This is a genomic window from uncultured Aquimarina sp. (genome assembly GCF_947496855.1).
Classification (GTDB): Bacteria; Bacteroidota; Bacteroidia; order Flavobacteriales; family Flavobacteriaceae; genus Aquimarina.
In genome coordinates this window covers 193,479-220,081 of record NZ_CANMED010000008.1, presented here as the reverse complement: position 1 = coordinate 220,081, position 26,603 = coordinate 193,479, and the positions used below count along the sequence as shown (strand labels likewise).

The window sequence follows — 26,603 nt, the reverse complement described above, 5'->3', positions numbered from 1 at the left end:
CATTTACATCATCCAACAGTCTAATTGATCTGTAATAATATGCCAAAGTAGTGCTATACCCACAACTCTTGTTTTTTTAGGAAATAATAAAAGAGTATATATGATTATGGCATACAAACCGTGTAAAATGTGAAATCCAATACTACATCGATTTGGATCAAAAATTGGATCTGCTAAGAGGTGATCTATATCAATCAACATGGCTCCAAGAAAAATGAGGTATACTTTTTTCCAATGTTTAGGAAAAAAAAGTAAAGCAATAGCTAAAGGGATTAAAAAATGAAATCCGTAATGTATAATTAGTCGAAACATCAAGAAATTGATTGATTTTCTAGATAAGTAAGTGTATTTGTTCCTTCATTAAATAAAAGGTCCAAAATAGAAAGATTAGGAATAAAACCATGTTTGTCCGAAAATACCTGAATGTATGTATCTAATTCGTACGTATCTTCTTTTTTAGAACTGACTAAGATTCTCATATCATTGCGATCTTCATGATCTTTTTGATAATCTCTTGTTTTGGAGTATGAAGTGCTTGATTGAAGGCAATCAAAAATAACCTCCATACATTCGTAATTAAAATCCAGTAAAAAATCTTTTCTTTTTTCGAAAAGATGAATTAATTCATCTTCATAATATTCAAAAAAAGGAGAGGTTCTATAAGCAGACTGAAGGGATTTCCAATGGTGTAATTGCCAAGGGAATTCATTTTCTATACGGACATTCTTATATAATTGTTTCGTTCCATTACCTATATGTTTTATGGGTATGGTTAATAAGAGTTTACCATTAGCTCCATAGATGTAAGTTCTATTGCGATAGGTTTGTTTTTGATAGTTATCTTCATTTTCAAAAACAATCGAATCTGATTGAGCCATTGTAACATATTGCTCAATGGATCCAAAATACATAGGATGGAGTAGGGTGGTTTTCATGGTGTTTAGAATCTAACAGCTTTTCCTACAATTTGCTCTTGAAGAATTGGTCCAGTGTATCTAGAATCGTTAGAATTATCTCTGTTATCTCCCAAAACAAAATATTCATTCTCTTTCAATATTAGAGGACCAAAATTATCTTTATTCCATTTCTGATTATAAACAGAAAAGATGTGGCTATCAAAATTATCTTTATTCTCAATAACACGATAATTTTCTAGATTATTACTAGCTGCGATATTCTTTGGAATAAATAAAATGACAGTGTCATTATTTGGATAATAATATGGTGATCCATCATACATATACAATAAATCTTCTTTAATTAATTCAGCTGTTTTTAAAGGAATTCTATACCTGTGGGCTAAATTAATAGAAATATCTATATTATCCCCATTGACATGTAAATCTCCATTTTTTATTTCTAAAGTATCATTAGGAATGCCAACTAATCTTTGAATTATTCTGCCTCTTCCAAACGAAGAATCTCCTATTTTAAAGGTTACAAAATCTAATCGATTAGGTTTTACCAGTGATGAAACTAACATTCTACTTCCTATAGGTAATGTAGGAGCATTTGCAGTACTAGCGTTCTGATAATATCGACATAAATCCGTTCCATAAACTATGAATAGAAAAAAACCAATTACTATGATACTAGCACCAATAAGTATTTTTCCATTTCTGTTCATGAATTACGCTGATTTCTTTCTCTTACGATATTTACTGAAAACTATATAACCAATCAGTGCGATCAAGAAGTAATAGAAATACGATACTGGTTTGCCGCTACCACCAACAGTAGTAAATAAACGTTCCCATCTTATTTTATTAAAAAGCCCTTTGGCATCGGTATCCCAACTCATCCATATAAAAACAGGTTTTCCAACAACGTGATTTGCTGGTACATATCCCCAAGCACGACTATCTTCACTATTATGACGATTATCACCCATCATCCAGTAGTAATCTTGCTTAAAGGTATAAGTATCAATAGGATTTCCATTTAATAATACCTGAGTTCCATTTACAGATAACTTATTGTCAATTCCCATTTCTGAACCTTCATATACTTCGATAACTCTTCGATATAATGAAAAACTTTTTAGATCCATTTTTACTGTTTTTCCCTCTTCAGGAATATAAATAGCACCAAAATTATCATAATTCCAGTTTACTTTTCCGTTGTTAGGAAAAACCCCATAAGCTTTTTCCCCTTTAGGAGCAATATCTCTTTTTATAGAAGCAACGTTTGGATGGTTTTTAAATTTATTTGCGGATTCCTTAGTGATACCTTTAATAAAAAATCGTTCCTCGTTATATCCGAATTCTTGAGGGTTTTTTGCTTTTATTTTGTATCTATCATATAATGTTTGAGGATTAAATCGACTTCCTTTTGTAGTTCCACTATATGAAAATTGTAATTGGGCTCTATCTGGTAATTCGGTTTGTTTCCCATTAATATGAACATATCCATCTACTACTGATAAGGAGTCGCCTGGTATACCTACGCAACGTTTTACATAATTTGATTTTTTATCGATAGGTTTATAGACATTGATTCCAGATGGGTCTCTAAAAAAGCGTACGGTATCCACTGGCCAGCTAAATACTACAATATCATTACGCTTTATTTTTTGAAAACCGGGTAATCTGAAATATGGATATTGTATATCGCTATTATATGATTTAGTCCTAACTAACGGAATAGTATCGTGAACCATAGGAAAAGAAACCGCAGTCATAGGTGTTCTAGCTCCATAATGAAATTTACTTACAAATAAGAAATCACCAACTAATAGCGTTCTTTCTAAAGACCCCGTTGGTATGGTATATGGTTGCATAAAGTATGTGTGCACTAGCGTAGCTGCAACTACTGCAAAAAGAATAGAGCTTATCCATTCTCCAGTACCAGTTTTCGGTTTTAGATCTCTATCTTCTATGTGTTTAACATCTAGCATATAGTTTACATAGTAGATATAGAATCCTAATGTTACGATTACAAGTATAGTATCTGTTGTGGTGTTTTTTCCAAAACTTCTAATGGTTTCTACCCATATTACAGGAAGCATGATTACATTGATCACAGGGATAAACAATAATATAACCCACCACCACGGACGATTAATTATTTTCATTAATACTACTGCATTGTATACTGGTACTCCTGCTTCCCAAGCTTTTCTTCCTGCTTTAACGTATAATTTCCAAGTTCCTAAGAAATGTATTACTTGTACCGCCACGAAAAATATAAACCATTCTGATAGTGTCATTCTATATATGTTTTTAGTATAAGTGTAAGTAACATCAAAAGTGTTACACTTTTTCTTTTTTTAGTTATAGACCTAAAACGTCTTTCATCCCGAAAACTCCTGTTTTACCAGATAACCATTCTGCAGCTACAACAGCACCAAGAGCGAATCCCTGACGATTATGTGCAGTATGCTTAATTTCTATATCATCTACTGCTGATGTATAGGTAACAGTATGAGTACCCGGAACGTTTTCTATTCTTTTTGCTACAATAGGAATCTCATTATCGTTTCCTTTGTCTAATTGCCAAGCATCTTTATCAGTGTTTTCTATAATACCTTCTGCTAAGGTAATTGCGGTTCCGCTAGGAGCATCCAATTTCTGAGTATGATGAATTTCTTCCATGTGAATGTTATATCCTTCTATTGGATTCATCATTTTGGCTAATTTTTTGTTTAATTCAAAAAACAAATTAACCCCTAAACTATAATTTGATGCGTAAATAAACCCCCCTTTTTTTTCTTCGCATAATGATATGATATGATCATAATGATCTAACCAACCTGTAGTTCCAGATACAATAGGCACATGAGCATTAAAGCAGTTAGTAATATTATTTACTGCTGCGGAAGGAATACTAAAATCAATAGCTACATCAGCCACAGATACATCATATGCTGTATCGTCTTTGTCTACGGTGAGTACAATAGTATGACCTCTGTCGGTTGCAATTTTTTCTATGGTTTTGCCCATTCTGCCATATCCTAGTAGCGCAATCTTCATATTTTTGGTGATGGTGGTTATAAAATTTAGAAACTATAATTTAGTGACATACCGTAATTTGGTTTGCCGCCTAATTCGTTAAAATTTATTTTTGGTTCAAAAGTTAAGTCTTTAGAAACGTTAAATTGCTGTAAATGAGCAGTTACGTTTGCATCAATGATATTTAATACATACAGACCTACCGTAATCATTATTGATAATTCCTGATCTTTTCTAAAGCGTCGTTGTCGATCTATTAATTGTTCATTATCAAGAATAGATAATCTATTGTCTCCGTCGGGAAGACCTGCTAATCTTCCTTTGTAAAAGTCACGAGCTTCAATATACAAATCATTATTAAATTTATAATAGTATATTCCGGCTCCTAGCGCACCATAAACAATAGGTATTTTCCAATATTTTCCGGTATGTGCTTGTCCCAATCCTGGTAAGATAGCTGAATAAAAAGCCGCTCTCGCAGGAGCTAAGGGTTCATAAGGAATTATTTTTTTCTTCTTTTTTTTCTTCTTTTTAACAGCTACTTCTTCTGTAACCACTTTTAGTTCTTCGTTTTCATTTTCCTCTTGAGAAAAAATAGGATGAATACAAAAAAATAAGAATAAAATAATATAAAAGGACTTAATTTTCACTGTCAATGAGTTTCTTTAGGCGTTTAAAATCTTCTTCTGAAGAAAACGGGATAATCAATTTCCCACGTCCGTTACTGGAAACCTTTACGTCAATCTTTGCTCCAAAATATTCCGAGAAATCTTTGATTCCTTTTAATATATATTGGGGAGCTTTACTTTCCGATTTTTCAGTAGTAGGTTTTTCTTCTTTATTGTTTAAAGACCTAACTAATTTTTCAGTGTTACGAACGGATAACGAATCTCCAATAATTTTTTCGTAAATATCCAGTTGTTGTTGCTGATCCTGGATGTTAATCAATGCTCTTCCGTGACCCATCGTGATAAACCCATCTCGAATACCAGTTTGTACAATAGGATCTAATTTTAATAATCTTAAGTAATTAGCGATTGTAGATCTTTTTTTACCTACACGATCACTTAATTGTTCTTGAGTTAATTGAATCTCATCAATTAATCTCTGATACGATAATGAAATTTCTATAGGGTCTAGATCCTGACGTTGGATGTTTTCTACCAGTGCCATTGTCAACGATTCCTGATCATTAGCAATACGAATATACGCAGGGATGGTTTTTAACCCAACTAATTTAGAAGCTCTAAATCGTCTTTCTCCACTTACTAGCTGATACTTGTCAAAATCTAATTTACGAACTGTAATCGGTTGAATTACACCTATTTCTTTTATAGAAGTAGCAAGTTCTTGAAGTGTCTCATCGTTAAAACTTGTACGGGGCTGAAAAGGATTTACTTCAATACTATTGAGATCCAATTCTATAATGTTTCCAACCACTTTATCAGCGTTTTTATCCTCTGCCGATTTGATATCATTTTCCGGGTCTTTCAGTAAAGCCGATAGCCCTCTGCCTAAAGCTTGTTTTTTTGTTGCCTTCGCCATGAATCCTTAACTATTTTTCTTTATAATCTCGTGCGCCAAACTTAGGTAATTGCTAGCACCTTTACTAGAAGCATCGTAATTTATTATACTTTCACCATAACTAGGTGCTTCGCTTAAACGGATATTTCGTTGAATGATTGTTTTGAAAACCATTTCATTAAAATGTTTTTGTACTTCTTCGACAACTTGATTGGATAATCGCAATCTTGAATCATACATTGTTAATAACAACCCTTCGATATCGAGATGTTGATTGTGGATTTTCTGAACACTTTTTATTGTATTTAATAATTTACCTAATCCTTCAAGTGCAAAGTATTCGCATTGAATAGGAATAATTACTGAATCTGATGCTGTAAGCGCATTAAGTGTTAACAGTCCAAGTGATGGCGCACAATCGATTAAAATATAATCATATGCTGATTTAAGATGCTCAATAGCCTTCTTTAGCATATATTCTCGTTCGTCTTTATCTACTAGTTCAATCTCTATAGCTACCAGATCAATATGTGCTGGTATAATATCTACATTAGGAGAATTAGTCTCTAATATTGCCTCTTCAGGTTTAATAGTATGTTCCAGAATCTGATAGGTTCCTTTTTCAATACTTTCTACATCTAGTCCTAGTCCTGAAGTCGCATTGGCTTGAGGGTCTGCATCTATAAGTAGTACTTTTTTCTCTAATACTCCTAGAGAAGCTGCTAAATTTACAGAAGTGGTTGTTTTACCAACACCACCTTTTTGATTGGCAATCGCTATTATTTTACCCATGTGGGGAGATTTGGATTTAAGCGATAAAAATACAATTAATTATACATTATAAAAATGAAAAATATTAACAGTGTTTAATAAAAAAGGCCATTAGCTGAAACTGATGGCCTTCGGGATGAATAATAAGTGTAAATTATTCTTTTTCTGGCATTAATACACCCAAAATATATCCCGTGTCTACGTATTTTTTTGCCACATTCTGAATATCTTGTTTGGATAACTTTGTAATAGCTTCAGTATAGGTTTCTTCTTGTTGCATTGGTGTTTGATTATAATCAGCACTCTGAAGATTGCTCAACCAAAAGGAGTTTTGTTTACTTTTTTCTTTATAATCTAATAGTCTAGATTCTTTAATTTTAGCAAGATCCTTATCGGTTGGTCCATCTTTTATGATCCTTTTTAATTCGGCAATAGCGGCATCAGTTAATTTTTTTACGTTTTCCGGTCCACAAGGAAAACTAATACTAAAGTTATAACTTCCATAAGGGAGTTTGTTCAGTTTTCCTCTGGCACCAACGCCATATACACCACTTTCCTCTTCTCTCAATTTTTCAATTAATTTAATAGAAAGGATTTCTCCTAGGGCTTTTATGGCCAAATCTTCGGATTTGTTGTATTCTGTTTCGCCTCTCCAAATAATATTAACAGAGCTTTTAGGATCTTTACCTTTATATACTATCTTTTCATGAGCTCCGAATATTGGCCTAAAATCAGAAACTTTATAGGTTTCTTCTTTACCTGTGTCAGGTAAACTAGCAATATACTTTTCTGCATATTCTTTTAGTTTAGCATCATCAATATTCCCTACTAGATAAAAATTGAAACCACCCGCACCTGCAAATCGCTCTTTATACTTCTGATATGCGAGTTCGTAGTTAACAGCGTCTAATTTTTCTGAGGTAGGAAAACCAGTATATCTCGGGCTTTCTCCATATTGAAATTTATTAAACTCTTCATTGAAATAATTTTGTGGATTAGAAAGATAATTCGCTAAAAACCCTTTTTGTTTTTCCAGCTCTGTTCTAAATGCTTTTTCATCTTCATTTACATCCGTAAAGTATAAGTATAGTTGTTGGAATAGTATTTCCATATCTTTAGGCGTAGTAAAACCATTAAAGCCTTCAGAAATATTAATGATGTAAGGGCTTAATGCTACGATTTTACCAGACATTACTTTGTTCATATCATTACGTGATAGTCCACCTAAACCAGTTTGCGAAACACTTCCTCTTCCAAAAGCAATTTGCATATATTCTTCATCGGTATACAAAGAATTTCCTCCAAAGCTAAATGCAGAAAATAAAATTTCATCGTTTTTAAAATCAGTTTTTTTATAAGTGATTTTTGCTCCGTTGCTTAATTCTAAAACCGTATAGCCTAATTTTTTATTAGTTTTAGAAGAAAGAATTTTTCCAGGAGTTGGCATGTTCACGATTAGATTTTTACGAACTTCTGTATCTTTGTAATCTTCTATTTCAGTAGTTTCTACTGCTTTTAATACGGAAAGAATTTCTTCTTTCGTTACCTGTTTTAGTTCATCTTTTTCTGGTCCAGTCATTATTACTGCACGATTATCATCGTGTAAAAAGGTCTTAATTAATTTATTTACTTCTTCTAGATTAATAGTTGGTAATTGTGACATGGTATATTGATATTCCCATTCGATTCCTGGAATAGGTTCCTGTTCCAGATAATTGTTAATATACTGTCCTATGATTCTATTAGATTCTCTTTTATCCTTATCCTTGAATAACTTTTCCCATCTTGCAGTAACATCTTTTTTTGCTCGATCTAGTTCTCCTTTTTTGAATCCATACTGTTGTACTCTTTTATTCTCTTGTAGAATTACTTTTAAAGCATTAAGTTGCCCAGTTTCAGAAGTCAAAGCAAATGACTGATATGCTTTTTTATTTCTTGCAAAAACACCACTGTGGCCGCTTCCCGCAAATACGAAAGGTGGATTAGGCTTGTTTCTTAGTTCATTAAGGCGGTTATTCATCATTTGGGTAAAAACGCCCTCTACAATATCTTTTCTGTAATCACCTATCGTAGTCATTGGTTCTGAAACCTCTCTGTCTTTATACATTAATCTTACAATAGAGTTGGATGCTTCTTTGTCTGAAACTACAGCAATAAGAATTTCCTCATGATTTGGTGTATCATATGTTTCTCTTTTTTTAGGATTTTCTGGCATTTGGATACCACTGAAATGATTTTTTATCTTTTGTTCTAAAGTTGCAACATCTAGATCCCCAACAGCAATTACTGACATTAGATCTGGTCTGTACCAATCTTTATAAAAGCTTCTTACATCTTCATATTTAAAGTTTTCTAGATTTTCTTTTGTACCTATAGGCAAACGTTCAGAATATTTAGAATTATAGGCAATTATAGGTAAGTATTTTTGAAGCATTCTTTCATTAGCACCTTTACCTATTCGATATTCTTCTAGCACGACACCTCTTTCTCCATCAATACCTTCTTCTGTAAGTTCCGCATTATGAGCCCAATCTTCTATAATTTGGAATCCTTTTTCTAATTTTTCAGGATCATCACTAGGGATAGGTAAAATATACACAGTTTGATCAAAGCTGGTATATGCATTTAAGTCAGCACCAAATTTAACTCCGATAGTCTGTAGATAATCAACCAGATCATTCTTTTTAAAATTCTTTGTGCCATTAAAGTTCATATGCTCCATAAAATGAGCAAGCCCTAATTGATTTTCATTTTCTAAAATGGATCCTGCATTTACTACTAGTCGTAACTCTACTTTATCTTCTGGTTTTCCATTATTTCTGATGTAATAGGTGAGACCATTATCTAGTTTCCCGATTTTTACGTTAGGGTCTATTGGGATTTTAGCCTCATTTTCTAAACTAGTAGATACTTCAAGTTCTTTGTTAGTTGTTTGAGCAATTGCAGTAAATGGGATACTACATAAAAAAGCTCCAATAAGTGTGTTAGAAATTGTTTTTATCATCATTGATGAATTATTAGTGTAAACTTGTTTTTGAATATAATAAAGTCTAAAAGTAGTTAAAAATCAGGTATTCAACTGTTTTTTTAGTTGAGTATTGGTTGAATGTAGCTTTATTTGTAATACAAACTAAATCTTTTCTAGCTAGATGATTCGTTTGATTAATATTCTTATGAATTTATAGTTGTTTTTGTTTTATATACAAATGTAATCTGGGTACTATTTTTATATAAAATTTTCAAAAAAAAACTGAATACCAGAAAAGCTGGTATTCAGTTGTAATAATATTTTAACAGAGATTTTTTACTTGCTCTTTTTAGCTCGAATTGCAGCTTCTAGCATATCCCACATTTGCTCAGGAACTTGATCCAACAGGTTGAATTGCCCAGCTCCTTTTAGCCATTCTCCTCCATCTAATGTGATGACTTCACCGTTAACATATGCAGAAAAATCCGAAACAAGGTATGCTGCTAAGTTTGCTAATTCTTGATGTTCTCCTAAACGTTGTAGAGGTACTTTCTTAGAAAGGTCAAATTTATCTTTCATATCTCCAGGTAAAAGTCGATCCCAAGCACCTTTAGTAGGAAAAGGTCCAGGAGCAATCGCATTAAATCGCATTCCGTATTTAGCCCATTCTACCGCTAGTGATCGTGTCATAGCTAATACACCTGCTTTAGCAGTGGCACTTGGCACTACATAAGCAGAACCTGTCCAGGCATATGTTGTTACTATATTTAGAACATTAGTATTTTCGTACTTGGTATCTATCCAATGTTTTCCAAAAGCAAGTGTACAGTTTTTAGTTCCCTTTAATACGATATCGATTATAGTGTCAAAGGCATTAGCTGATAATCGTTCGGTTGGGGAGATAAAGTTTCCTGCAGCATTGTTTAGTAATATATCTACCGATCCAAAGGCTTCGAGAACTTGATCTCTCATTGATTCTACTTGATCATAATGCCTTACATCACATTGTACAGGTATACAGGTTCCTCCTGTTTCTTCTTCAAGTTCTTTTACAGTACCTTGGAGTTTTTCGAGATTACGTGAGGTAATAGCTACTTTGGCACCAAGTTCCATAAAGTACTTAGTCATTGATTTACCCAATCCACTACCGCCACCGGTAACTACAATGTTTTTTCCTTCCAAAGCTCCATCACGAAGCATTTTATCAGTATAACTCATATGTTTTGTATTAATATCGTACGTTATTTTTGTGAAAGTTACAATTTATATTTAAAATACTATGCATGCATAGTATTTTAGTGTTATTCTAATGTCGAAATTAAAATTTCTAGAATAGTAATGGCTGCGTCACTTATTTTAGTTCCTGGACCAAATATCGCAACAGCTCCTTCCTGAAATAGAAATTCATAATCATCAGGTGGAATGACTCCGCCTACAATAACCATAATGTCTTCTCTTTCGTATTTTTTTAATTCTGCAATAATCTGAGGAACCAAAGTTTTATGTCCTCCAGCTAACGATGAAACACCAACAATATGTACATCATTTTCTACAGCTTGTTTTGCAGCTTCTTCTGGAGTTTGGAATAAGGGACCTATATCTACATCAAAACCTACATCAGCATAACTAGTAGCGACTACTTTAGCTCCACGATCGTGGCCGTCTTGTCCCATTTTTGCAATCATTATTCTAGGTCTTCGACCTTCGAGATCTGCATATTGGTTAGCTAATTCTCTTGCTTTGGCAAAAGACTTATCATTTTTTATCTCTTTGGCATACACTCCTGTAAATGATTTAATTTCTGCTTTATATCTTCCAAATTCTTTTTCAAGAGCATCACTAATTTCTCCTAAGGTAGCTCTTAATCGTGAAGCATCCACGGCTAAAGCTAATAAATTTTTCTCATCATCTTTTGTTGCTTTTGTTAAATTAAGTAGTGCTTGTTGCACCGCTTTTTCATCTCTAGAATTTTTAACTTTCTTTAATCCGTCAATTTGTTGCTTTCTTACGGCATTATTGTCTACTTTCAGAGTAGCGATATATTCTTCTTCTTCTAGTTGAAATTTATTAACCCCGATAATTAAATCTTGTTGACTATCAATTCTAGCTTGCTTACGAGCTGCAGCTTCTTCTATGCGCATTTTAGGAATTCCAGCTTCTATCGCCTTAGTCATTCCTCCTAATTCTTTGACCTCTTCTATAAGTTTCCAGGCTTTTTCTGCTATGTCATTTGTTAAAGATTCTACATAATAGCTTCCAGCCCATGGATCAACAGTACGCGTTATCTGAGTTTCTTCCTGAAGGTATATTTGCGTGTTCCTGGCTATTCTAGCAGAGAAGTCTGTGGGTAATGCAATAGCTTCATCCAATGCATTGGTATGCAAACTTTGGGTACCTCCAAAAGCTGCTGCACTTGCTTCTATACAGGTTCTGGCTACATTGTTAAAGGGATCCTGTGCAGTTAAACTCCATCCACTGGTCTGACAGTGAGTCCTGAGCATCAGTGATTTTGGGTTTTTAGGATTGAATTGTCTAATAAGTTTTGCCCAAAGCATACGCGCAGCCCTCATTTTGGCAATTTCCATAAAGTGATTCATTCCTATTGCCCAGAAAAATGATAAACGAGGAGCAAATGAATCAACATCCAAACCTGCTTCGATTCCTTTTCTTATATATTCTAATCCATCTGCTAATGTATATGCCAATTCAATATCACAAGTCGCTCCCGCTTCTTGCATATGGTATCCGGAAATACTTATCGGATTAAATTTAGGCATGTTTTTAGAACAATATTTAAAAATATCGCTAATGATTCTCATTGATGGAGTAGGAGGATAAATATAGGTGTTACGTACCATAAATTCCTTCAGGATATCATTTTGAATAGTTCCTGATAATAATTTTTTATCTACTCCTTGCTCTTCTGCTGCTACAATATAAAAAGCCATTATTGGTAAAACCGCTCCATTCATTGTCATAGAGACAGACATTTTATCTAATGGTATCTGGTCAAAGAGTACTTTCATATCTTCTACCGTGTCTATTGCTACTCCAGCCATGCCCACATCTCCAAATACTCTCTCATGATCACTATCGTATCCACGATGTGTAGCGAGGTCAAAAGCAACAGAGAGTCCTTTTTGACCTGCCGCAAGATTTCTACGATAAAATGCGTTACTTTCTTCTGCAGTAGAGAATCCGGCATATTGTCTAATAGTCCAAGGTCTTCTGACATACATGGTAGAGTAGGGGCCTCTCAAATAGGGAGGTATTCCAGCTACGAAATTAAGATGGGTAAGATTTTTTATATCGTCTTTGCTATATTCAGATTTTATTTCAATTCCTTCCGAAGTAGTAAATATTTCTTTCTCAGAAGATGAATGGGAAGCTTTACTCTCTGGACGCAACGTAATATGTTGAATATTTTTTCTGGTCATTTTTAAAATTTCATTTGTTCAATATATCCATCAAAATTTACTTCAAACGGAGTTGTAAGATTGATCATAAATGTCTGTTTGTCAGCTGTAATAATGTAAAAATTACTAAACATCCGAATATTTTCTACAAAATTATCAACCTGAAATATAGATCTAAACATTGTAAAATCCTTGTTTTTTGCATAAGCAGCAGTGAGTTTTTTAAAGTTTAGATCAGTAACAAGGCTTACTTGATTGTTCTTTTGTTTGATAATAGAAAGCAACATAGCAGCATTTTGTTTACTAAAATTCATATAAGGAAGCGTGTTTAAAGTATATGTAGATCTTGCATAAGAGTCAAAGAATAAGTAAAAATCCCCCTCCATATCCCTCATACTTTCTAATCTTCTCATTTCATTACTCAACTGTGTCTTGGTAATAGAGGAGTCAAGTATAGATTTATAATTTTCTAATGAGAGTTGTTTAAATCCTTTGGGAAGAAATGTTTTAATCAATCCATTTTCTAGGTGAAAGTAATTCCCTTCTAATATTTGGTTGGTATTATTATTTGATTTTTCTATCCAACTTTGGGTTTCCTGTAAAACAGTATTACACGAAATTAAGATCAATAACGAACCAATAAGAAGATATAGTTTTATTCTCATTGAAGAAAACATTAATAAAAACGTAAAATTACGGTTTTATTAGTGATCTATTTTAGAAAATATAAATTATGTTAGTCAGTTAATAAAGAATATTGCAATAATGATCAACCAAATGCTTTTTCGATAACCATAAGAATAGAGAAATAAATATCAAAAGCAATAAACTTTTTTATCTCTGAGGAACGAAATTTTTTGTCTGGAATATAATAAATTCTTTGTGCGATTAACGATGTGCTTACATTTCCATCCTGTTCAAGTGTGCTAATGATATTTTGGAAGTCATCACTATCACTATTATTTTTTAGACATTGAATAAGTCCTCCTCTATAATTAAAAATTAGAATTTCTTCTTCTTCTTTTTTAGAAGGATGCGTATATGGTGATGGTTTTTTACTTGCTTCGTGATTTTCGTATTCGCTAAGTTTTACCCAAATAGAATTAGGATCATTCGATTTCTTTTTAAAAACGCGTGCTAATTGGATAGAGTTGTCCGATGGTAATTTTCTCAAATCTAGCGATAAACTCGCTACTTCTGCCAAGAATGTACGGTATGTTTTTATAGAATCATTTCCAAATTTGTAGTATTCGAATAAGTCTTTTTCGAAAGAATTGAATGCTTTAGTGTAGAGTCCACTACTATCAACGCTCAGGCAATTAATACCTTTTTGAGAGTAGCAAATTGATGTTAAAAGCAATAAAGTTACTATGATGATTCTAGATCTAATCATTTGGGGCATCGATTAAGATTTAGTTTTGTTAATTATTTGTTGTTAAATGTTAATTTTTTTTGGAAAGTTAACAATAAATTATGAATTATTTCCGTTATATACTGTTTTTCTCGATTTTTTCACACAATCTTCTTTTGATAATTGGACTAACCAAAGTTTTTCTTACTTTCTTTTCAAGAAAGGGATTTTTCTGCATCGAAGGTGTTACTTCTTCAGGATTTCTGTAGGTATTAGCTCCTGTTAAAATAACTTCTTCTTTGTCAAAAAGCTCTTGTTCTTTCTCTGAACTTTCTTTTATTTTTTTCTGAATGATTCCAGATTTTAATTGTTTCAAATAGCCTCCGCCTTCTTCAATGTTTTTAAATAGGGACAGCGCTTTTTCAGCCAGCTGATTTGTTAAGCTTTCGATATAATAAGATCCAGATGCAGGATTGTTTACAATATCAAAAGAACTCTCGTTTTTCAAAATTAGCAATTGATTGATTGCTATTCTTGTTCCGAAATCATTTTCGAGATTATATACATCATCATATCTCAAATTATGAATCGTATCTGCTCCACCTAATATAGCACTCATGCACTCAGTGGTAGTACGAAGCATATTTACATTATAATCTAAAATGGTTTTATTTCTGTGTGAAGGATGCGCAAATATATAACATTTTTTTAACATTTTATATTCTCCTGACAAAGAATCCCATAATATCCTTAAAGCTCTTAGTTTAGCAATTTCAAAGAAGTAATTTCCCCCAATAGCAACCTTAAAGATTATTGCTTTCTCCTGAAATGGATTATTTTGTCGATTTTCAAAGTGATTAAGATATTCATTTGCGTGAGCTAATCCATAAGCTAATTGTTGGATCATAGTAGCTCCCGCATTTTGAAGCATACCAAGGTCTACACTGATAATGTTGTTTATATTACTGGTTTCTTTTGCAATATTTTCTAGTACCTGATGGTCTTCTTTTAAATTTTTAAACCAATTTCCAGTTTTTGCTAAATTACCAATGATGTCTGTTAGTAAATGAATAGAAATCATCGATTTACTAGCATAAGTATTTATCTTTTGGGTATAATTAGAGGATAAAAATAAAGTTTCAATATAGACAGGTATTTCTGGGGAGATATCAGATAAAAGTATATGCGGTTCTATATTCTCTGTCCCGATAATGAAATAAATACTTTCCGCTCCCTTTTTAATAGCATTTAAGGCGGCACTATTTCCAGCAATAGCATCGTCAACTTTAATTTTTAGAGAATTTTTCCACGTAGAAGGGTGAGAGTTGTTATTATCCACCTCGGCAATATCTTCAGCGTTATAAAAAGGTTTTACATCAATTCCTTCATATGATTTATATATTAGAGCTTCATTATAATCAGCTCCTTTTAAATCGAATTGAATTTTTTGCTTCCATTCTTTTGCAGAAATTTCATCAAAACCATCAAACAAAGTTTTAGTCATCTTTTTCTTTTTTAGGAATACTGTCTTCGTATTCAATAATGTAGATCTCCTCATTATCGCGCTTCATAAAATATTCTTCTCTGGCAAACTTTTCTAGTTCACTACTGTCTTTTAGAATTTTTATATCTTTTTGATCCTTTATAATTTCCTTTTTATAATATTCTTTGTTATCGTTTAATTCTTTGATTTCCTGATCTAATTCTCTATGAATAAGCCACGAATTTGTATCCAAAAAAAGGATCCATACCACAAATACCAATATTATCAACACATATTTATTAAAAAATATGGCAAAAACAGGTATTAGAGCAGGAGTGTTCTTTAGCTTTTCGAAATAGCGTTTTGGCTTCAATTTAAATCAAATAATTTTTAGTTTATAAAGGTACAAAAGTTAATTCAAGCGTTCTTTTACAATGGTACGAACAATATCGATGGCAACATTATTGTAATTATTATTTGGAATAATCAAATCAGCAAACTCCTTCGTGGGATCTATAAATTGCTGATGCATAGGTTTTAAGGTGTTTTGGTATCGATCTAAAACTTCTTCCATGTCTCGACCTCTTTCTGCAATATCTCGTTTTAATCGTCTAATTAGACGCTCATCACTATCTGTTTGAACATATATTTTGATGTCAAACATATCACGAATCTTAGGATTTGTAAGGATCAAAATTCCTTCTACGATAATTACTTTGCTAGGTTCAGTTTTTATGGTTTCCTTAGTTCGATTGTGTTCGACAAATGAATACACAGGTTGCTCAATAGTTTCTCCTTTTCTTAAAGCATTAAGATGTTCTCCTAAAAGCTCAAAATCTATAGATTGTGGATGATCAAAGTTGATTTTAGTTCTTTCCTCGTATCTAAGATGACTAGTGTCTTTATAATATGAATCCTGTGAAATAACACATACTTCATTTTCAGGTAATTCATTAACAATTTGATTAACGACAGTAGTTTTTCCACAACCTGTTCCTCCAGCTATACCAATAATAAGCATTCCCAATTATTTTTTTGACAAATTTAGAAATAGTTATTGAGTTATCGAGTTTTTTGATCGATAGAGTTTTTTATAAAAAGTTTGAATGGGTTGAAACATTAATGTGGATAGTAGATAACTCCTGACGAAGAATCTTTTTTTGCGCCAGTAACAGATTTTAAGGAGTTCACCTCATTTCTATCTCTTAATACTCCCATGAATGCAAAAATTAAAGCCTCTTTATAATCAATGATTTTTGTACCAGGTATAACAACTGTAGAGAATTTTTGCAGTTTTTGTTGTAAAATTTCTATCAAAAAGTCATTTTTGGCACCACCACCAGTGATGAGGAGTGACGAATTTTTTTTACCAGTTTCTTTTATTGCATTAGAGATTTGCGATGCAATATGATGAACAGATGTGTATAATAAATTTTCAATAGAATCATTGGCGTTTTTGATAATTGGAACGACTTTTTCAGCAAACCATTCGTATCCAAGTGATTTGGGATATGGTTCTTTGTAATATGTCAATTCATCTAAATCTTCTAATACTTTTTTGTTTAATGTTCCGGTTTTGGCTAATTTTCCTCGATCATCATATTCAAGATTTATTTTGGAGCAAATAAGATTTAGTAACATATTAGCTGGAGAAATATCATAAGCAATTCTTTTATTATTAAGTTCGAAAGAAATATTACTGATACCACCCAAGTTGAGGCAAAAATCATAATTACTAAATAGCAACTGGTCTCCGATGGGAACTAAGGGGGCTCCTTGACCACCAAGTGCAACATCATTAGTTCTAAAGTCACAAATAACTTTTTGATTACATGAATTAGCGATATGTTGACCAGAGCCAATCTGATAGGTTAATCCTATTTCTGGCTGATGATAAACTGTATGACCGTGACTCGAAACGAAATCTATTTTCAAATTGTTTTCCTCAAGAAATTGTTTCACCTGAGAACCCAGCCAGACTCCATATTGATTATGAAAGACAAGTAAGTTAATAGGGTCAAGATGTATTGTATTCTTTAACTTATTTTTAAGTTCTGAGTCATAATCTAGGTTCTTAGTTTTAGCTATAGAAAAAGTCCAGGAATCTTGCCGTTTTTCTATTTCACAATAGGCAATATCCAGACCATCTAATGAGGTTCCGGACATTAATCCTATTATTTTATATGTTTTAGTAGAGATAGCCATTTATGAATGCAAACTAGTAAAATATTTTTAACAATATTCTTTTACTTAGTTATATTTATTGATGTATTGAAGGTCAAGTTTTTCTGGATCAATCTCAACTATTGCTTTTTTGTAGTAAAAATCAATAATCTCACTTTCTAGATATTTCTTAATTTCATCTACACTTTTTTTTCGAAATAAGGAATATATATATGCAGCTTCAGCTTTTTTGAATTCTGTAATAAGTTCATCTGGATTTTCAACAATATTTATGCCTTTATACCCGTCAAATTTTTTCTTCATCCAACGATGACTTGCCAATCTTATTAGACTTTTTTGTCGTTCAGTGTCTAAGGAATCAATTTCTTCTGTGTTTCTGGAGTTTTTCTTTTTTGCCCTATCTACTACTGTTTTTGCTTTGATGTATTGCCTTTCAAGTTTAAAATCAATACGTTTCATATCTCTTTTTAATTTTTCAACAACATCATAAAGAGCTCCGTTATACATAATTACAAACTCCTCATAATCATATAAAGCATTAAGGAATATGATTGCCTTTTTCCGATATACTCTTGGAAAAAATTGACTTTTAGCGTCTTTAAAAAGTTCATTAAGTCCAGTTTGTATCTCTTCTGGAATTCCAGAAAATTTAGGACTGTTTTTTATTTTTCTAAGCTGAGCTGTTATATCCATTTTAGATCCCTTGTATACAACGGATTTATATTTAAATCTATATCTGTTAGGTGATTCATAATCCGTTTGCTGATTATAAGCCGTATAACTAATAGAGAATAAAACAATAAATAGCAACCATTTCATAAAACTCAGTTCACACTAATTTTCTTCGTTTTTTACAAATATATAAACGATAACGTAAAGTATGTATCAATTGTTACGTCTCTTTTTTGATCCAATAGATATGTGATAGGAGAAAAGTATAGAAATGAAGTGTCGTTATGACTATTTCTTAATGGCAGTAACTTCTTCGGTAGTAACCATCTTTTTTTGTTTGTTGCCCCAACTGTTCATAATGTAGTTCATGACATCCGCAATTTCTTCGTCTTCTAGTCCTAAGGGTGTCATTGCACTATTATATGATTCTCCGTTAACCGTTATAGGGCCATTCAACCCATATTTTATAGAATGAATACTTTCTTTACGTTTGTTTACTAACCAATCTGATCCTGCTAAAGGAGGAAAAACCTTCGGAGTTCCTTTACCGTCGTGTAAATGACATTGCATACAGAAATCAATATAAATCTCTTCACCACGAACGATACTCTTAGAAAGTTCAGTTTCTTGATCACCCGATTGAAGAATCGCAATATACTCGGTGTTTGGTTTTCCTTGTCTTGCTAATACCGAAATACAGAATATAATAGAAATAACTTCTAGGATTAATATTTGTTTTAAACGTTTTCTCATCTTTAATTTTACAAACATCAATTATGATTTTGGGATAATTTTTAGAATTCCTTTGTTTTCTACAGCAACATAAATATACCCATCTGGACCTTGACGCACATTACGTACTCGGCCAATATCTTTCATTATTTTTTTTCTGCCGATTACTTGATCTTTATCAAGTTCTACTAATTCCAAATATTGAAATTTTAATGAACCAACCAATAGATCATTTTTCCAATCAGTATATTTGTCACTAGTTATAAAGTCCATTCCGCTTGGAGCAATAGAAGGAGTCCAGTAATATATAGGTTGTTCCATACCTTCTTTATTGGTTATGTCCGTAATAGAAGATCCGCTATAATTAATTCCATATGTAATAATGGGCCATCCGTAGTTTATTCCTTTTTTAACAATATTAATTTCATCTCCTCCTTTTGGACCGTGCTCGTGAACCCATATTCTACCATCTATAGGATTGATCGCCATGCCTTGAGGGTTTCTATGTCCATAAGAGAAGATTGCTTTTTTGGCTCCATTTTCGTTAACGAAAGGATTGTCATCGGGAATGCTTCCATCATCGTTTAATCTATATACTTTTCCACCATCTCTGGTGATATTTTGTGGATTTTCGTCTCTATTTCCCCGATCTCCAATACTAAAATAAAGATAACCTTCATTATCAAATTCTATTCTTGATCCAAAATGGTGTCCGCGAGTTGTATTGGGAGTTCCCTTATATAATTTTTCTATAGAAGTTAATTGATTATTTTGGAGTTTTGCTCTTATTAATGCAGTGTGTCCTCCTTTTTCCGTCCCTTCTTTAGAAGAATATGTAAGATATAACCATCCATTTTCACTGTATTTTGGATGAAGTTCAATATCTAATAATCCACCTTGATTACGATTATAAACTTCAGGTACGTTACCAATTTGAGTTTTTGTTCCATCTTTATAATGAATTAATTCACCACTTTTTTCTGTAATTAGTATACTTCCGTCTGGTAACCAGGCCATGCCCCATGGAATTTGTAAATCAGGAACAATAATTTCGGTAGTATAATTTTTGGGATCAGCATCTATTTGGATATCATTTTTCTTTTCTTGGGCGCAAGAAAGTAGGGTGCTTAATAGTACTATTTTTAGAAATACAAAATTCTTCATTGTGATCATTGAGTTTACTTCTGAAAATTACAAATAAAATTTTTTTATAATCTATATTTTATGTTAATGCCTCCATATATATTAAAAGGTATCCCTGGATAAAAATACCTAGGAGCATTGCTTCCAAAGCCTCTGGCATTAATCTGTAGTTGTGATGCGTACTTTGTGTCCAAAATATTATTAGCGCCTAAAAAGATATCATAGGAGATGTATTTACTAATATTTTTTTTGTATCCTATCTTGCCGTGTAATAATTCATAATGGTCATTAAATACAGTATTCTGATCATTTGCAGGAATTTTACCAACAGTCTGAAAATTAAGATTCCCATAAATTCCTTTTTTAGTGATCAGGTCAATTCCTAAATTAATAGTATGAGAAGGAACACCAGTAATATCGTTACCAGAAAAATCCGAGTCTAGGTCTATAAAATTATTAAATTTATAATTATTGATAGATGCATTTATAAATAAATTAAGCTGTGTTTGATTGGATTTAAGTAGGTTGTAGTTTAGTGTTCCTTCTATTCCGTTATGAATTGTTTTTCCAGCATTTATTGCAAAGAAATTATCTTCTTCAGTTCTTCTTGCTACTAATAAATCTTTAACTCTCAGGGAGTATGCAGCAATGGAGCCGTATAATTTGTGTTTAAAAAAATTATAACGAGTACCAATTTCATAGTTCCATCCGATTTCTGGTTGTATGTCTGGATTGAATTCGCCATCTGGTAATAAAGTTTCTGAAGTAGTAGGAGTGGAGAACCCGTGAGCTACGTTTCCGAAAAGAATGAAATTATTGTTTAATTGGTAATTCGCTCCAACTTTTGGAGAGAGAATTGGATCAAAATCAAAGTTTCCAGAACTATCATTACCATCATCTAAAAATTCATCATCAATATCAAAAAATGTTTGGTTTAGATGTATTCCAAAATTAAATCGAAGTCTATCACTTAGTTTTACATTAGTTTCTACAAAAAGATTATAATAATTCCTTTTTTCATCAAGATCAGAGCTTTGATTACCTAAAACACTACCAGTGCCGACAGGAAAATCTTCATATAGATTATCAAAAGTTTTACTATTGTAAAAGTCTAAAAAAAGTTCACCGCCAGCTGTCCAATTCCAGTTTTTTTTGAATAGCGTGGAACTACCAACAACTCTACTTCTAATACCAACCGTATTGGATTTTTCTTTTAAAATATTGAATGGTCTTGGTTCATAGTTATTTCTAAAAGAAGTAAATATACTGGTATGATGAGAAAAAGAAGTATTGTAGTTATGTTTCCAGGTCAGTCCCAAAACTCCATAGATAACATCTTCAAATGCTTGGGATCTACCCCAAGTAAATGCAGCTTGTCGTGGATTATTATCAAAATCTTCCTGATCCAAAGAGCTTGGTATCCCCGCCTTTAAATCAACATAACTAGCAATAATGGAAAAGTTATTTTTTTCTCCTAAATCTATGGAAGAAGTAGCTGTAACTGTATTTCTATTGTAAGTGTTGTTATCTCGATATCCATCAAAATGATTATTACTATAAATGATATTAACGGTCGATTTTTTTCCTCCAACAGCAATTTTTGCAATATTTCTGCTTAATCCGTAACTTCCTAAAGAGCTAGAAAAGAAAGCCTCTGTAGCTTGGCGATCTATAAATTCCGGTTTCAACAAGATAGTTCCTCCTAAACCAACGCCATGATTGCTGGACGAAGGTCCTTTATGAATATCAATTCTTGAAATTGAAGCTAGTTCCAGATCTTCAATAGATGATTCTCCATTCCCATCGGTTAGCGGTATATCTCCAAAGTATGTTCTGATGTTTGCTGTACCGAACAAATTTCTTGCACCGATTCCTCGTATGGTAATCCGATTGGTATTAAGTGTACCGTTTTGCATGAAAACTCCGGGGACTTTATTTAGAATAGGGTATAACTCAATAGTATTACCGCGTTCAATTTCTTGTTTTTTTACAATAGCAACTGCACCTGTTGCATATTTCTCCTGTAATGGAATGGATTGACTGTTGATTATTACCTCTTGTAATAGGTTTATGTCTGGAATGAGGTATATGGTAACGTTTTGACCATTAGTGGCTATAATTTTTTTAGTTTGATATCCTGAAAAAGAAATTTCAATAGTTCCGGTACCTATAAGTTTAAAACTCCCATTATTATTAGAAATTGTTTTATTTCCTGTCTTTATATCTATTATAGTAACATTTTTTATAGGGGTCAATGTGGTATTGTCGATAACTGATCCAGAAATGTTAAACTGGGCGTTGGTGACATAATTGATAAAAAAGAAAAAGACTACTATTATTTTTTTCAAAAGGTAAAATTTTGCTCAAATATCGTAAACTAATTAGGTATCGATTCTTAAAAATAACTTATAATTGTAATCTGATCAAAAATCGAATCCAATTATATATGTTATCCAATGTTTAGAAAAATAATTTTCCTTTTTCTGCTTTTTGTAAGTACAATTTCTTTTGCACAAAGAATTAAAATCGATAAGAAAAAACTGGAGTTTTTAAAAAATGAAACAAAGATTGCAGTAAAACTTACTTTCCCTGAAGATCTTGTTGTTTACAGTCTTCATCCCGAAAAAGAGTTTATTGAAAACATGAAGAATAAGTATGGTAAAATTGATAAACGTAAAGGTGAAAAATGGTTAGAGACGTACGAGTTTGCTAAGAAAGAAACTTGGCGAAATGCTTTTATTGAAGGAGTAAGCGAAAAACTAAGTAGGTATAGCGATTTAAAATTCGTAACTATAGAAGAAGAAACGAACTATACATTAATTATTGAAGCAGATTGGATTTATACAGGATATGGAGGTAGTTCAAGTGTGGGTAGAGAAGAAGGCAAGCTTGAAGTAACATTAAAATTTGTAAAAACGGCTCAGCCAGATTCATATGTATACAGTACACAAACGCCTAAGGTAATTGGGAATTATGCTTACGGAGAATTTGGAGATATAGAAAGAGTTAGAGAATGCTATGATAAGTTGGGGTATTTATTAGAACTTCAGTTAAAACGAATATTGAAATAAAATCTTTAAATAAATAATAGGTTTTAACAAAAGAGTTTGCTTATATTTGCACCCGCAAAAAGGATAACTATTTCGGGGTGTAGCGTAGCCCGGTTATCGCGCCTCGTTTGGGACGAGGAGGTCGCAGGTTCGAATCCTGCCACCCCGACAAAAAAATCCAATCACTCAAGTGGTTGGATTTTTTGATTTAAGATAAACACTCGTAATTAAATTTATAGGTACTGAAGAGTTTGTAGATTCTTTATATTTAGAGATAAGAACTAACGACTCATCATAATTAGGTGTAAGATGAGCTAAATTTCCTTCTAGATTTTTTTATATATACAGTATAAAATTTACACTTTAATTCCTTGTCTTAAAAATTGACTATTCCAATTAGAGAAAATTTGTTTTCTATAATATTTACATTTTTTTTGAATAAATAAAGACAAATTGAATCTGATCACTTTAATCCAATGATTAATGTTTTTTGTAGCTGCTTCCATTTTAGTTACTTTTGGCGGTAAAATTATTGATAATGAAAAATATTCTAGCCTTTGCTGGTTCTAATAGTAATTCTTCAATTAATCATAAACTTGTAGAATATGTTGCTTCAGAAATAAAGGATCATAAAATTAAAGTTCTGAAATTGGCTAATTACCAAATGCCAATGTATAGTGAAGATGTCGAAAAGGAGAATGGCTTTCCTGGAATGGCATTAGGTCTAAAACAAGAGATATCAGAAGCAGACGCTTTGATTATTTCGGTTAATGAACATAATGGTAGTTGGAGTGCTTTTTTCAAAAATGTCATTGATTGGTTATCCAGGTTGGATCGTAATTTTCTGGAGGGAAAAAAAATATTATTAATGAGTACTTCTCCTGGCCAGCGAGGTGGAGTAAGTTCTTTAGAATTTGCAAAAAATGTTTTGCCAAGATTTGGAGGAGAGATTATAGAGAGTTTTAGTTTTCCTTCATTTCATATAAATTTTTCTTCAGAAGATAAAGTGGTTACTGATGAGACACTTTTGTTGGGATTGAAGGAAGTTCTAAGTACTTTTGCGCATCAGATTAAATAGCTCGTGCGAAGTACCAGAACATATACTTTAGATAATTCTTCAGAATTTAAAATCAAATTATTACAATGGGCACAACAATTTGATGATATCTTATGGCTGGATTCCAATGCATATTCTCAGAAGTATTCTAGCTATGATGCAATTCTAGCGGTTGATGCTTTTACCTCGATAAAAACAGATTACTATACTGCTTTCGATAAATTAAAAGAATACCAGGAACAAACTGCAGATTGGATTTTTGGGTATTTATCTTATGATTTAAAAAATGATGTAGAAAAATTGTCTTCCGAAAATACCGATAACCTTGATTTTCCAGATTTATATTTTTTTCAACCTAAGAAAATATTCCTTCTTAAAGATAATAAATTAGAAGTTCAATATCTAAGAATGGTAGATGATGAAATGGATGAAGATTACCAATTGATTGAAAATTTTCCATCCTCAATAGCCGTTTCTAGTGAAAATTCTCATTGTGGTAAGGTTAAAATAAGTTTACGAATAACCAAGGATGTTTACAAGGAAAAAATCCAACAAGTGCTTACTCATATTCATCGAGGAGATATTTATGAAGCAAATTTCTGTCAGGAGTTTTTTGCAGAGAATAGTTGTATTGCTCCTTTAGAAACCTATCATCATCTTAATCAAATATCGAAACCACCATTTGCTGCATTTTTCAGAATGAATGATCAGTACATGCTGTCAGCATCACCAGAAAGATACTTGAGAAAAGAAGGGAACAAAATTATTTCTCAGCCCATAAAAGGAACTGCAAAACGATCAACTATATTTAAGGATGATAAAAAGTTAGTTTCTATTTTGGAGCAAGACCCAAAAGAACAATCAGAAAATGTGATGATAGTAGATTTGGTTAGAAATGATCTTTCTAGGACGGCATTAAAAGGTACTGTCAATGTAGAAGAGCTATGCAAGGTGTATACATTTAAACAGGTGCATCAGATGATATCTACAGTAGTTTCGGAGATTGATTCAGAGGTTTCACCAGTGGATGTTATCAGAACGACTTTTCCGATGGGTAGTATGACAGGTGCTCCCAAAATTTCTGCTATGCAAATTATAGAAGATTTAGAGGAGTCTAAAAGAGGTTTATATAGTGGGGCAGTAGGATATTTTACACCGGAAGGAGATTTTGATTTTAATGTAGTGATCAGAAGTATTTTGTATAATGAGAGAAAGCAATATGTTTCTTATACAGTGGGTGGAGCAATTACAGCTAAATCTGACCCTGATAAAGAATATGAGGAATGCTTGATTAAGGCAAAGGCAATGAGAGAGGTGTTAGAAGGATTGTAGTTTCATGAAGTAAAAAGTATTAAGTACAGCGTACTAATTATAAAGATAAAGTAGCAACAAGAAATGTAAAAAAATGAAAGCTTCGAAACTCAGATACTAAAAATATTTTGATTAAACAATAAGTACGTATGTTGATAAATTAGAGTTTAGTAATTTCCACTACTCACTACTCACTACTCACTACTCAGTTAAATAAGATTCTTTCTAAAACTTTTTCTAACATCAATAATGGTTGCTTTTACATCCTGTGTAGTAATACCTTTAACTCTTGCTATTTCTTCAAAATTTAATTTCCCGAAAACGAAGAGATCTATAATTTTAGAAGTTTCCAGAGGCAACCAACTATAAAATTTGCCTAGTAGTTTTTGTTTTTTGTTTTCTGAAGATTCTTCGGATTCAATAACCTTAAGAATAACGGAATCTGCATCATCATAAATAAATAATTGCTTTTTTTCCGAGTTTTGATGATAGGATATATCGTTTAACTCTTCATTCATAATCAATTCGTTATCTGCCTCAGAAGTATAGTTTTCTTCCAACTTATTTAGCTCCTCACTTAAAAAATAATTGGTACTTATACATCGCTGATGCCAACCTTCATTAATATATAATTCATCAATTAAATGATCTGCAATCCTAAAAAGTTTTAATTCCAGAGATAACTTGTCCATATCTATATCTAGATGATCTTCATCATATAGTTGTACAATAGCATCGTCAATAATACCATTAGAACAATACATATTTCGAGGTAAAATACCTGTGCTTTCTGCAATATATATTCTATGTTTAACATAAGGGTGTAGATGTGGAACTACGGATAGTAGTTTTTTACTAAACTCTTTTTTATGATCATCTTCACGGTGTTTTGGCTTTTCGTCTATCATATTCATAATATCAAAATTTTTAAGAGTTGCTTAAAAATAACAAAAAGGATTCAGTTTTTATGTTAAAAACCTGAAAATCAAAT

The 26,603-nt window shown here is 32.2% G+C and carries 25 protein-coding genes and 1 tRNA gene; 4 read left to right on the top strand and 22 right to left on the bottom strand.

Translation table 11 applies throughout. The annotated features are described in order from the left end of the window. Positions 1–3: 3 nt before the first annotated feature. The 21 genes from Q0921_RS22455 to Q0921_RS22355 form a co-directional block, all read right to left on the bottom strand. Positions 4–312: a DUF6122 family protein gene (locus Q0921_RS22455; RefSeq protein ID WP_299260981.1), complete on the bottom strand. Its 309-nt coding sequence runs from the start codon at positions 310–312 to the stop codon at positions 4–6. Continuing rightward, complete coding sequence (locus tag Q0921_RS22450; protein ID WP_299260979.1) at positions 312–935, bottom strand: WbqC family protein; 624 nt, start codon at positions 933–935, stop codon at positions 312–314. Before Q0921_RS22450 ends, Q0921_RS22455 begins: the two co-directional genes overlap by 1 nt. Before the next feature lie 5 nt (positions 936–940). Further along, entirely contained in the window at positions 941–1,627 is a 687-nt protein-coding gene (gene lepB / locus Q0921_RS22445; protein WP_299260976.1) for a signal peptidase I, read from the bottom strand. Positions 1,628–1,630: 3 nt separating this feature from the next. Continuing rightward, positions 1,631–3,208, bottom strand: coding sequence for a signal peptidase I (lepB, locus tag Q0921_RS22440; protein ID WP_299260974.1), 1,578 nt, complete (start codon positions 3,206–3,208; stop codon positions 1,631–1,633). A 64-nt stretch (positions 3,209–3,272) separates the two neighbouring features. Further along, the gene (dapB, locus tag Q0921_RS22435) at positions 3,273–3,971 is read right to left on the bottom strand and encodes a 4-hydroxy-tetrahydrodipicolinate reductase (protein ID WP_299260972.1); all 699 of its coding nucleotides are present in this window, start codon (positions 3,969–3,971) and stop codon (positions 3,273–3,275) included. Between the two features lie 26 nt (positions 3,972–3,997). Then, positions 3,998–4,600 carry a DUF5683 domain-containing protein gene (locus tag Q0921_RS22430; RefSeq protein WP_299260970.1) on the bottom strand — a complete coding sequence of 201 codons (603 nt, stop codon included), beginning with the start codon at positions 4,598–4,600 and terminating at the stop codon, positions 3,998–4,000. Then, positions 4,590–5,495 carry a ParB/RepB/Spo0J family partition protein gene (locus Q0921_RS22425; RefSeq protein WP_299260968.1) on the bottom strand — a complete coding sequence of 302 codons (906 nt, stop codon included), beginning with the start codon at positions 5,493–5,495 and terminating at the stop codon, positions 4,590–4,592. The genes Q0921_RS22430 and Q0921_RS22425 overlap by 11 nt, the downstream gene beginning before the upstream one ends. A 6-nt stretch (positions 5,496–5,501) precedes the next feature. Beyond that, a complete protein-coding gene (locus Q0921_RS22420; protein WP_118462167.1) occupies positions 5,502–6,266 on the bottom strand; it encodes an AAA family ATPase in 765 nt (254 codons plus the stop codon). A 133-nt stretch (positions 6,267–6,399) separates the two neighbouring features. Further along, a complete protein-coding gene (locus Q0921_RS22415) occupies positions 6,400–9,252 on the bottom strand; it encodes a pitrilysin family protein (protein WP_299260966.1) in 2,853 nt (950 codons plus the stop codon). Between the two features lie 297 nt (positions 9,253–9,549). Further along, a complete protein-coding gene (locus Q0921_RS22410) occupies positions 9,550–10,431 on the bottom strand; it encodes an SDR family oxidoreductase (RefSeq protein WP_299260964.1) in 882 nt (293 codons plus the stop codon). 83 nt (positions 10,432–10,514) lie between these two features. Beyond that, positions 10,515–12,650 carry a methylmalonyl-CoA mutase gene (gene scpA / locus Q0921_RS22405; RefSeq protein ID WP_299260962.1) on the bottom strand — a complete coding sequence of 712 codons (2,136 nt, stop codon included), beginning with the start codon at positions 12,648–12,650 and terminating at the stop codon, positions 10,515–10,517. A 2-nt stretch (positions 12,651–12,652) separates the two neighbouring features. Next, positions 12,653–13,294: a hypothetical protein gene (locus tag Q0921_RS22400; protein ID WP_299260961.1), complete on the bottom strand. Its 642-nt coding sequence runs from the start codon at positions 13,292–13,294 to the stop codon at positions 12,653–12,655. 104 nt (positions 13,295–13,398) lie between these two features. Further along, the gene (locus Q0921_RS22395; RefSeq protein ID WP_299260959.1) at positions 13,399–14,022 is read right to left on the bottom strand and encodes a hypothetical protein; all 624 of its coding nucleotides are present in this window, start codon (positions 14,020–14,022) and stop codon (positions 13,399–13,401) included. A 94-nt stretch (positions 14,023–14,116) separates the two neighbouring features. Then, complete coding sequence (locus tag Q0921_RS22390; protein WP_299260957.1) at positions 14,117–15,484, bottom strand: methylmalonyl-CoA mutase subunit beta; 1,368 nt, start codon at positions 15,482–15,484, stop codon at positions 14,117–14,119. Then, positions 15,477–15,788, bottom strand: coding sequence for a septum formation initiator family protein (locus Q0921_RS22385; RefSeq protein ID WP_299261403.1), 312 nt, complete (start codon positions 15,786–15,788; stop codon positions 15,477–15,479). The genes Q0921_RS22390 and Q0921_RS22385 overlap by 8 nt, the downstream gene beginning before the upstream one ends. An 87-nt stretch (positions 15,789–15,875) precedes the next feature. After that, positions 15,876–16,484 (bottom strand): uridine kinase, encoded by a 609-nt coding sequence (gene udk / locus Q0921_RS22380; RefSeq protein ID WP_299260955.1) that lies wholly within the window; start codon positions 16,482–16,484, stop codon positions 15,876–15,878. 98 nt (positions 16,485–16,582) lie between these two features. Beyond that, positions 16,583–17,668, bottom strand: a complete 1,086-nt coding sequence (locus Q0921_RS22375) for an anhydro-N-acetylmuramic acid kinase (RefSeq protein ID WP_299260953.1) — start codon at positions 17,666–17,668, stop codon at positions 16,583–16,585. Positions 17,669–17,713: 45 nt separating this feature from the next. Beyond that, positions 17,714–18,466, bottom strand: coding sequence for a hypothetical protein (locus tag Q0921_RS22370; protein ID WP_299260951.1), 753 nt, complete (start codon positions 18,464–18,466; stop codon positions 17,714–17,716). 141 nt (positions 18,467–18,607) lie between these two features. Beyond that, positions 18,608–19,072 (bottom strand): cytochrome c, encoded by a 465-nt coding sequence (locus tag Q0921_RS22365; protein WP_299260949.1) that lies wholly within the window; start codon positions 19,070–19,072, stop codon positions 18,608–18,610. A 21-nt stretch (positions 19,073–19,093) separates the two neighbouring features. Then, positions 19,094–20,215: a PQQ-dependent sugar dehydrogenase gene (locus Q0921_RS22360; protein ID WP_299260947.1), complete on the bottom strand. Its 1,122-nt coding sequence runs from the start codon at positions 20,213–20,215 to the stop codon at positions 19,094–19,096. 44 nt (positions 20,216–20,259) lie between these two features. Further along, the gene (locus Q0921_RS22355) at positions 20,260–22,542 is read right to left on the bottom strand and encodes a TonB-dependent receptor (protein WP_299260945.1); all 2,283 of its coding nucleotides are present in this window, start codon (positions 22,540–22,542) and stop codon (positions 20,260–20,262) included. 108 nt (positions 22,543–22,650) lie between these two features. Here Q0921_RS22355 and Q0921_RS22350 point away from each other — a divergent pair, with 108 nt between their 5' ends. The 4 genes from Q0921_RS22350 to pabB all read left to right on the top strand — a co-directional run bounded on the left by Q0921_RS22350 (position 22,651) and on the right by pabB (position 25,633). Then, positions 22,651–23,265, top strand: coding sequence for a hypothetical protein (locus Q0921_RS22350; RefSeq protein WP_299260943.1), 615 nt, complete (start codon positions 22,651–22,653; stop codon positions 23,263–23,265). 73 nt (positions 23,266–23,338) lie between these two features. Then, positions 23,339–23,413, top strand: a tRNA-Pro gene (locus Q0921_RS22345). A 369-nt stretch (positions 23,414–23,782) separates the two neighbouring features. Continuing rightward, entirely contained in the window at positions 23,783–24,322 is a 540-nt protein-coding gene (locus Q0921_RS22340) for an NADPH-dependent FMN reductase (protein ID WP_299260941.1), read from the top strand. Between the two features lie 3 nt (positions 24,323–24,325). Beyond that, positions 24,326–25,633, top strand: coding sequence for an aminodeoxychorismate synthase component I (gene pabB, locus Q0921_RS22335; RefSeq protein WP_299260939.1), 1,308 nt, complete (start codon positions 24,326–24,328; stop codon positions 25,631–25,633). A gap of 188 nt (positions 25,634–25,821) precedes the next feature. Here the strand turns inward: pabB and Q0921_RS22330 are convergent, their stop codons facing one another. After that, complete coding sequence (locus Q0921_RS22330; protein ID WP_299260937.1) at positions 25,822–26,526, bottom strand: hypothetical protein; 705 nt, start codon at positions 26,524–26,526, stop codon at positions 25,822–25,824. Positions 26,527–26,603: the final 77 nt, after the last annotated feature.

Bases quoted from the DNA above. Each gene is read 5' to 3' on its own strand.
- Q0921_RS22455 (WP_299260981.1), bottom strand. From the start codon at position 312: ATGTTTCGACTAATTATACATTACGGATTTCATTTTTTAATCCCTTTA.
- Q0921_RS22450 (WP_299260979.1), bottom strand. From the start codon at position 935: ATGAAAACCACCCTACTCCATCCTATGTATTTTGGATCCATTGAGCAA.
- lepB (WP_299260976.1), bottom strand. From the start codon at position 1,627: ATGAACAGAAATGGAAAAATACTTATTGGTGCTAGTATCATAGTAATT.
- lepB (WP_299260974.1), bottom strand. From the start codon at position 3,208: ATGACACTATCAGAATGGTTTATATTTTTCGTGGCGGTACAAGTAATA.
- dapB (WP_299260972.1), bottom strand. From the start codon at position 3,971: ATGAAGATTGCGCTACTAGGATATGGCAGAATGGGCAAAACCATAGAA.
- Q0921_RS22425 (WP_299260968.1), bottom strand. From the start codon at position 5,495: ATGGCGAAGGCAACAAAAAAACAAGCTTTAGGCAGAGGGCTATCGGCT.
- Q0921_RS22420 (WP_118462167.1), bottom strand. From the start codon at position 6,266: ATGGGTAAAATAATAGCGATTGCCAATCAAAAAGGTGGTGTTGGTAAA.
- Q0921_RS22415 (WP_299260966.1), bottom strand. From the start codon at position 9,252: ATGATGATAAAAACAATTTCTAACACACTTATTGGAGCTTTTTTATGT.
- Q0921_RS22410 (WP_299260964.1), bottom strand. From the start codon at position 10,431: ATGAGTTATACTGATAAAATGCTTCGTGATGGAGCTTTGGAAGGAAAA.
- scpA (WP_299260962.1), bottom strand. From the start codon at position 12,650: ATGACCAGAAAAAATATTCAACATATTACGTTGCGTCCAGAGAGTAAA.
- Q0921_RS22400 (WP_299260961.1), bottom strand. From the start codon at position 13,294: ATGAGAATAAAACTATATCTTCTTATTGGTTCGTTATTGATCTTAATT.
- Q0921_RS22395 (WP_299260959.1), bottom strand. From the start codon at position 14,022: ATGATTAGATCTAGAATCATCATAGTAACTTTATTGCTTTTAACATCA.
- Q0921_RS22390 (WP_299260957.1), bottom strand. From the start codon at position 15,484: ATGACTAAAACTTTGTTTGATGGTTTTGATGAAATTTCTGCAAAAGAA.
- udk (WP_299260955.1), bottom strand. From the start codon at position 16,484: ATGCTTATTATTGGTATAGCTGGAGGAACAGGTTGTGGAAAAACTACT.
- Q0921_RS22375 (WP_299260953.1), bottom strand. From the start codon at position 17,668: ATGGCTATCTCTACTAAAACATATAAAATAATAGGATTAATGTCCGGA.
- Q0921_RS22370 (WP_299260951.1), bottom strand. From the start codon at position 18,466: ATGAAATGGTTGCTATTTATTGTTTTATTCTCTATTAGTTATACGGCT.
- Q0921_RS22365 (WP_299260949.1), bottom strand. From the start codon at position 19,072: ATGAGAAAACGTTTAAAACAAATATTAATCCTAGAAGTTATTTCTATT.
- Q0921_RS22360 (WP_299260947.1), bottom strand. From the start codon at position 20,215: ATGAAGAATTTTGTATTTCTAAAAATAGTACTATTAAGCACCCTACTT.
- Q0921_RS22350 (WP_299260943.1), top strand. From the start codon at position 22,651: ATGTTTAGAAAAATAATTTTCCTTTTTCTGCTTTTTGTAAGTACAATT.
- Q0921_RS22340 (WP_299260941.1), top strand. From the start codon at position 23,783: ATGAAAAATATTCTAGCCTTTGCTGGTTCTAATAGTAATTCTTCAATT.
- Q0921_RS22330 (WP_299260937.1), bottom strand. From the start codon at position 26,526: ATGAATATGATAGACGAAAAGCCAAAACACCGTGAAGATGATCATAAA.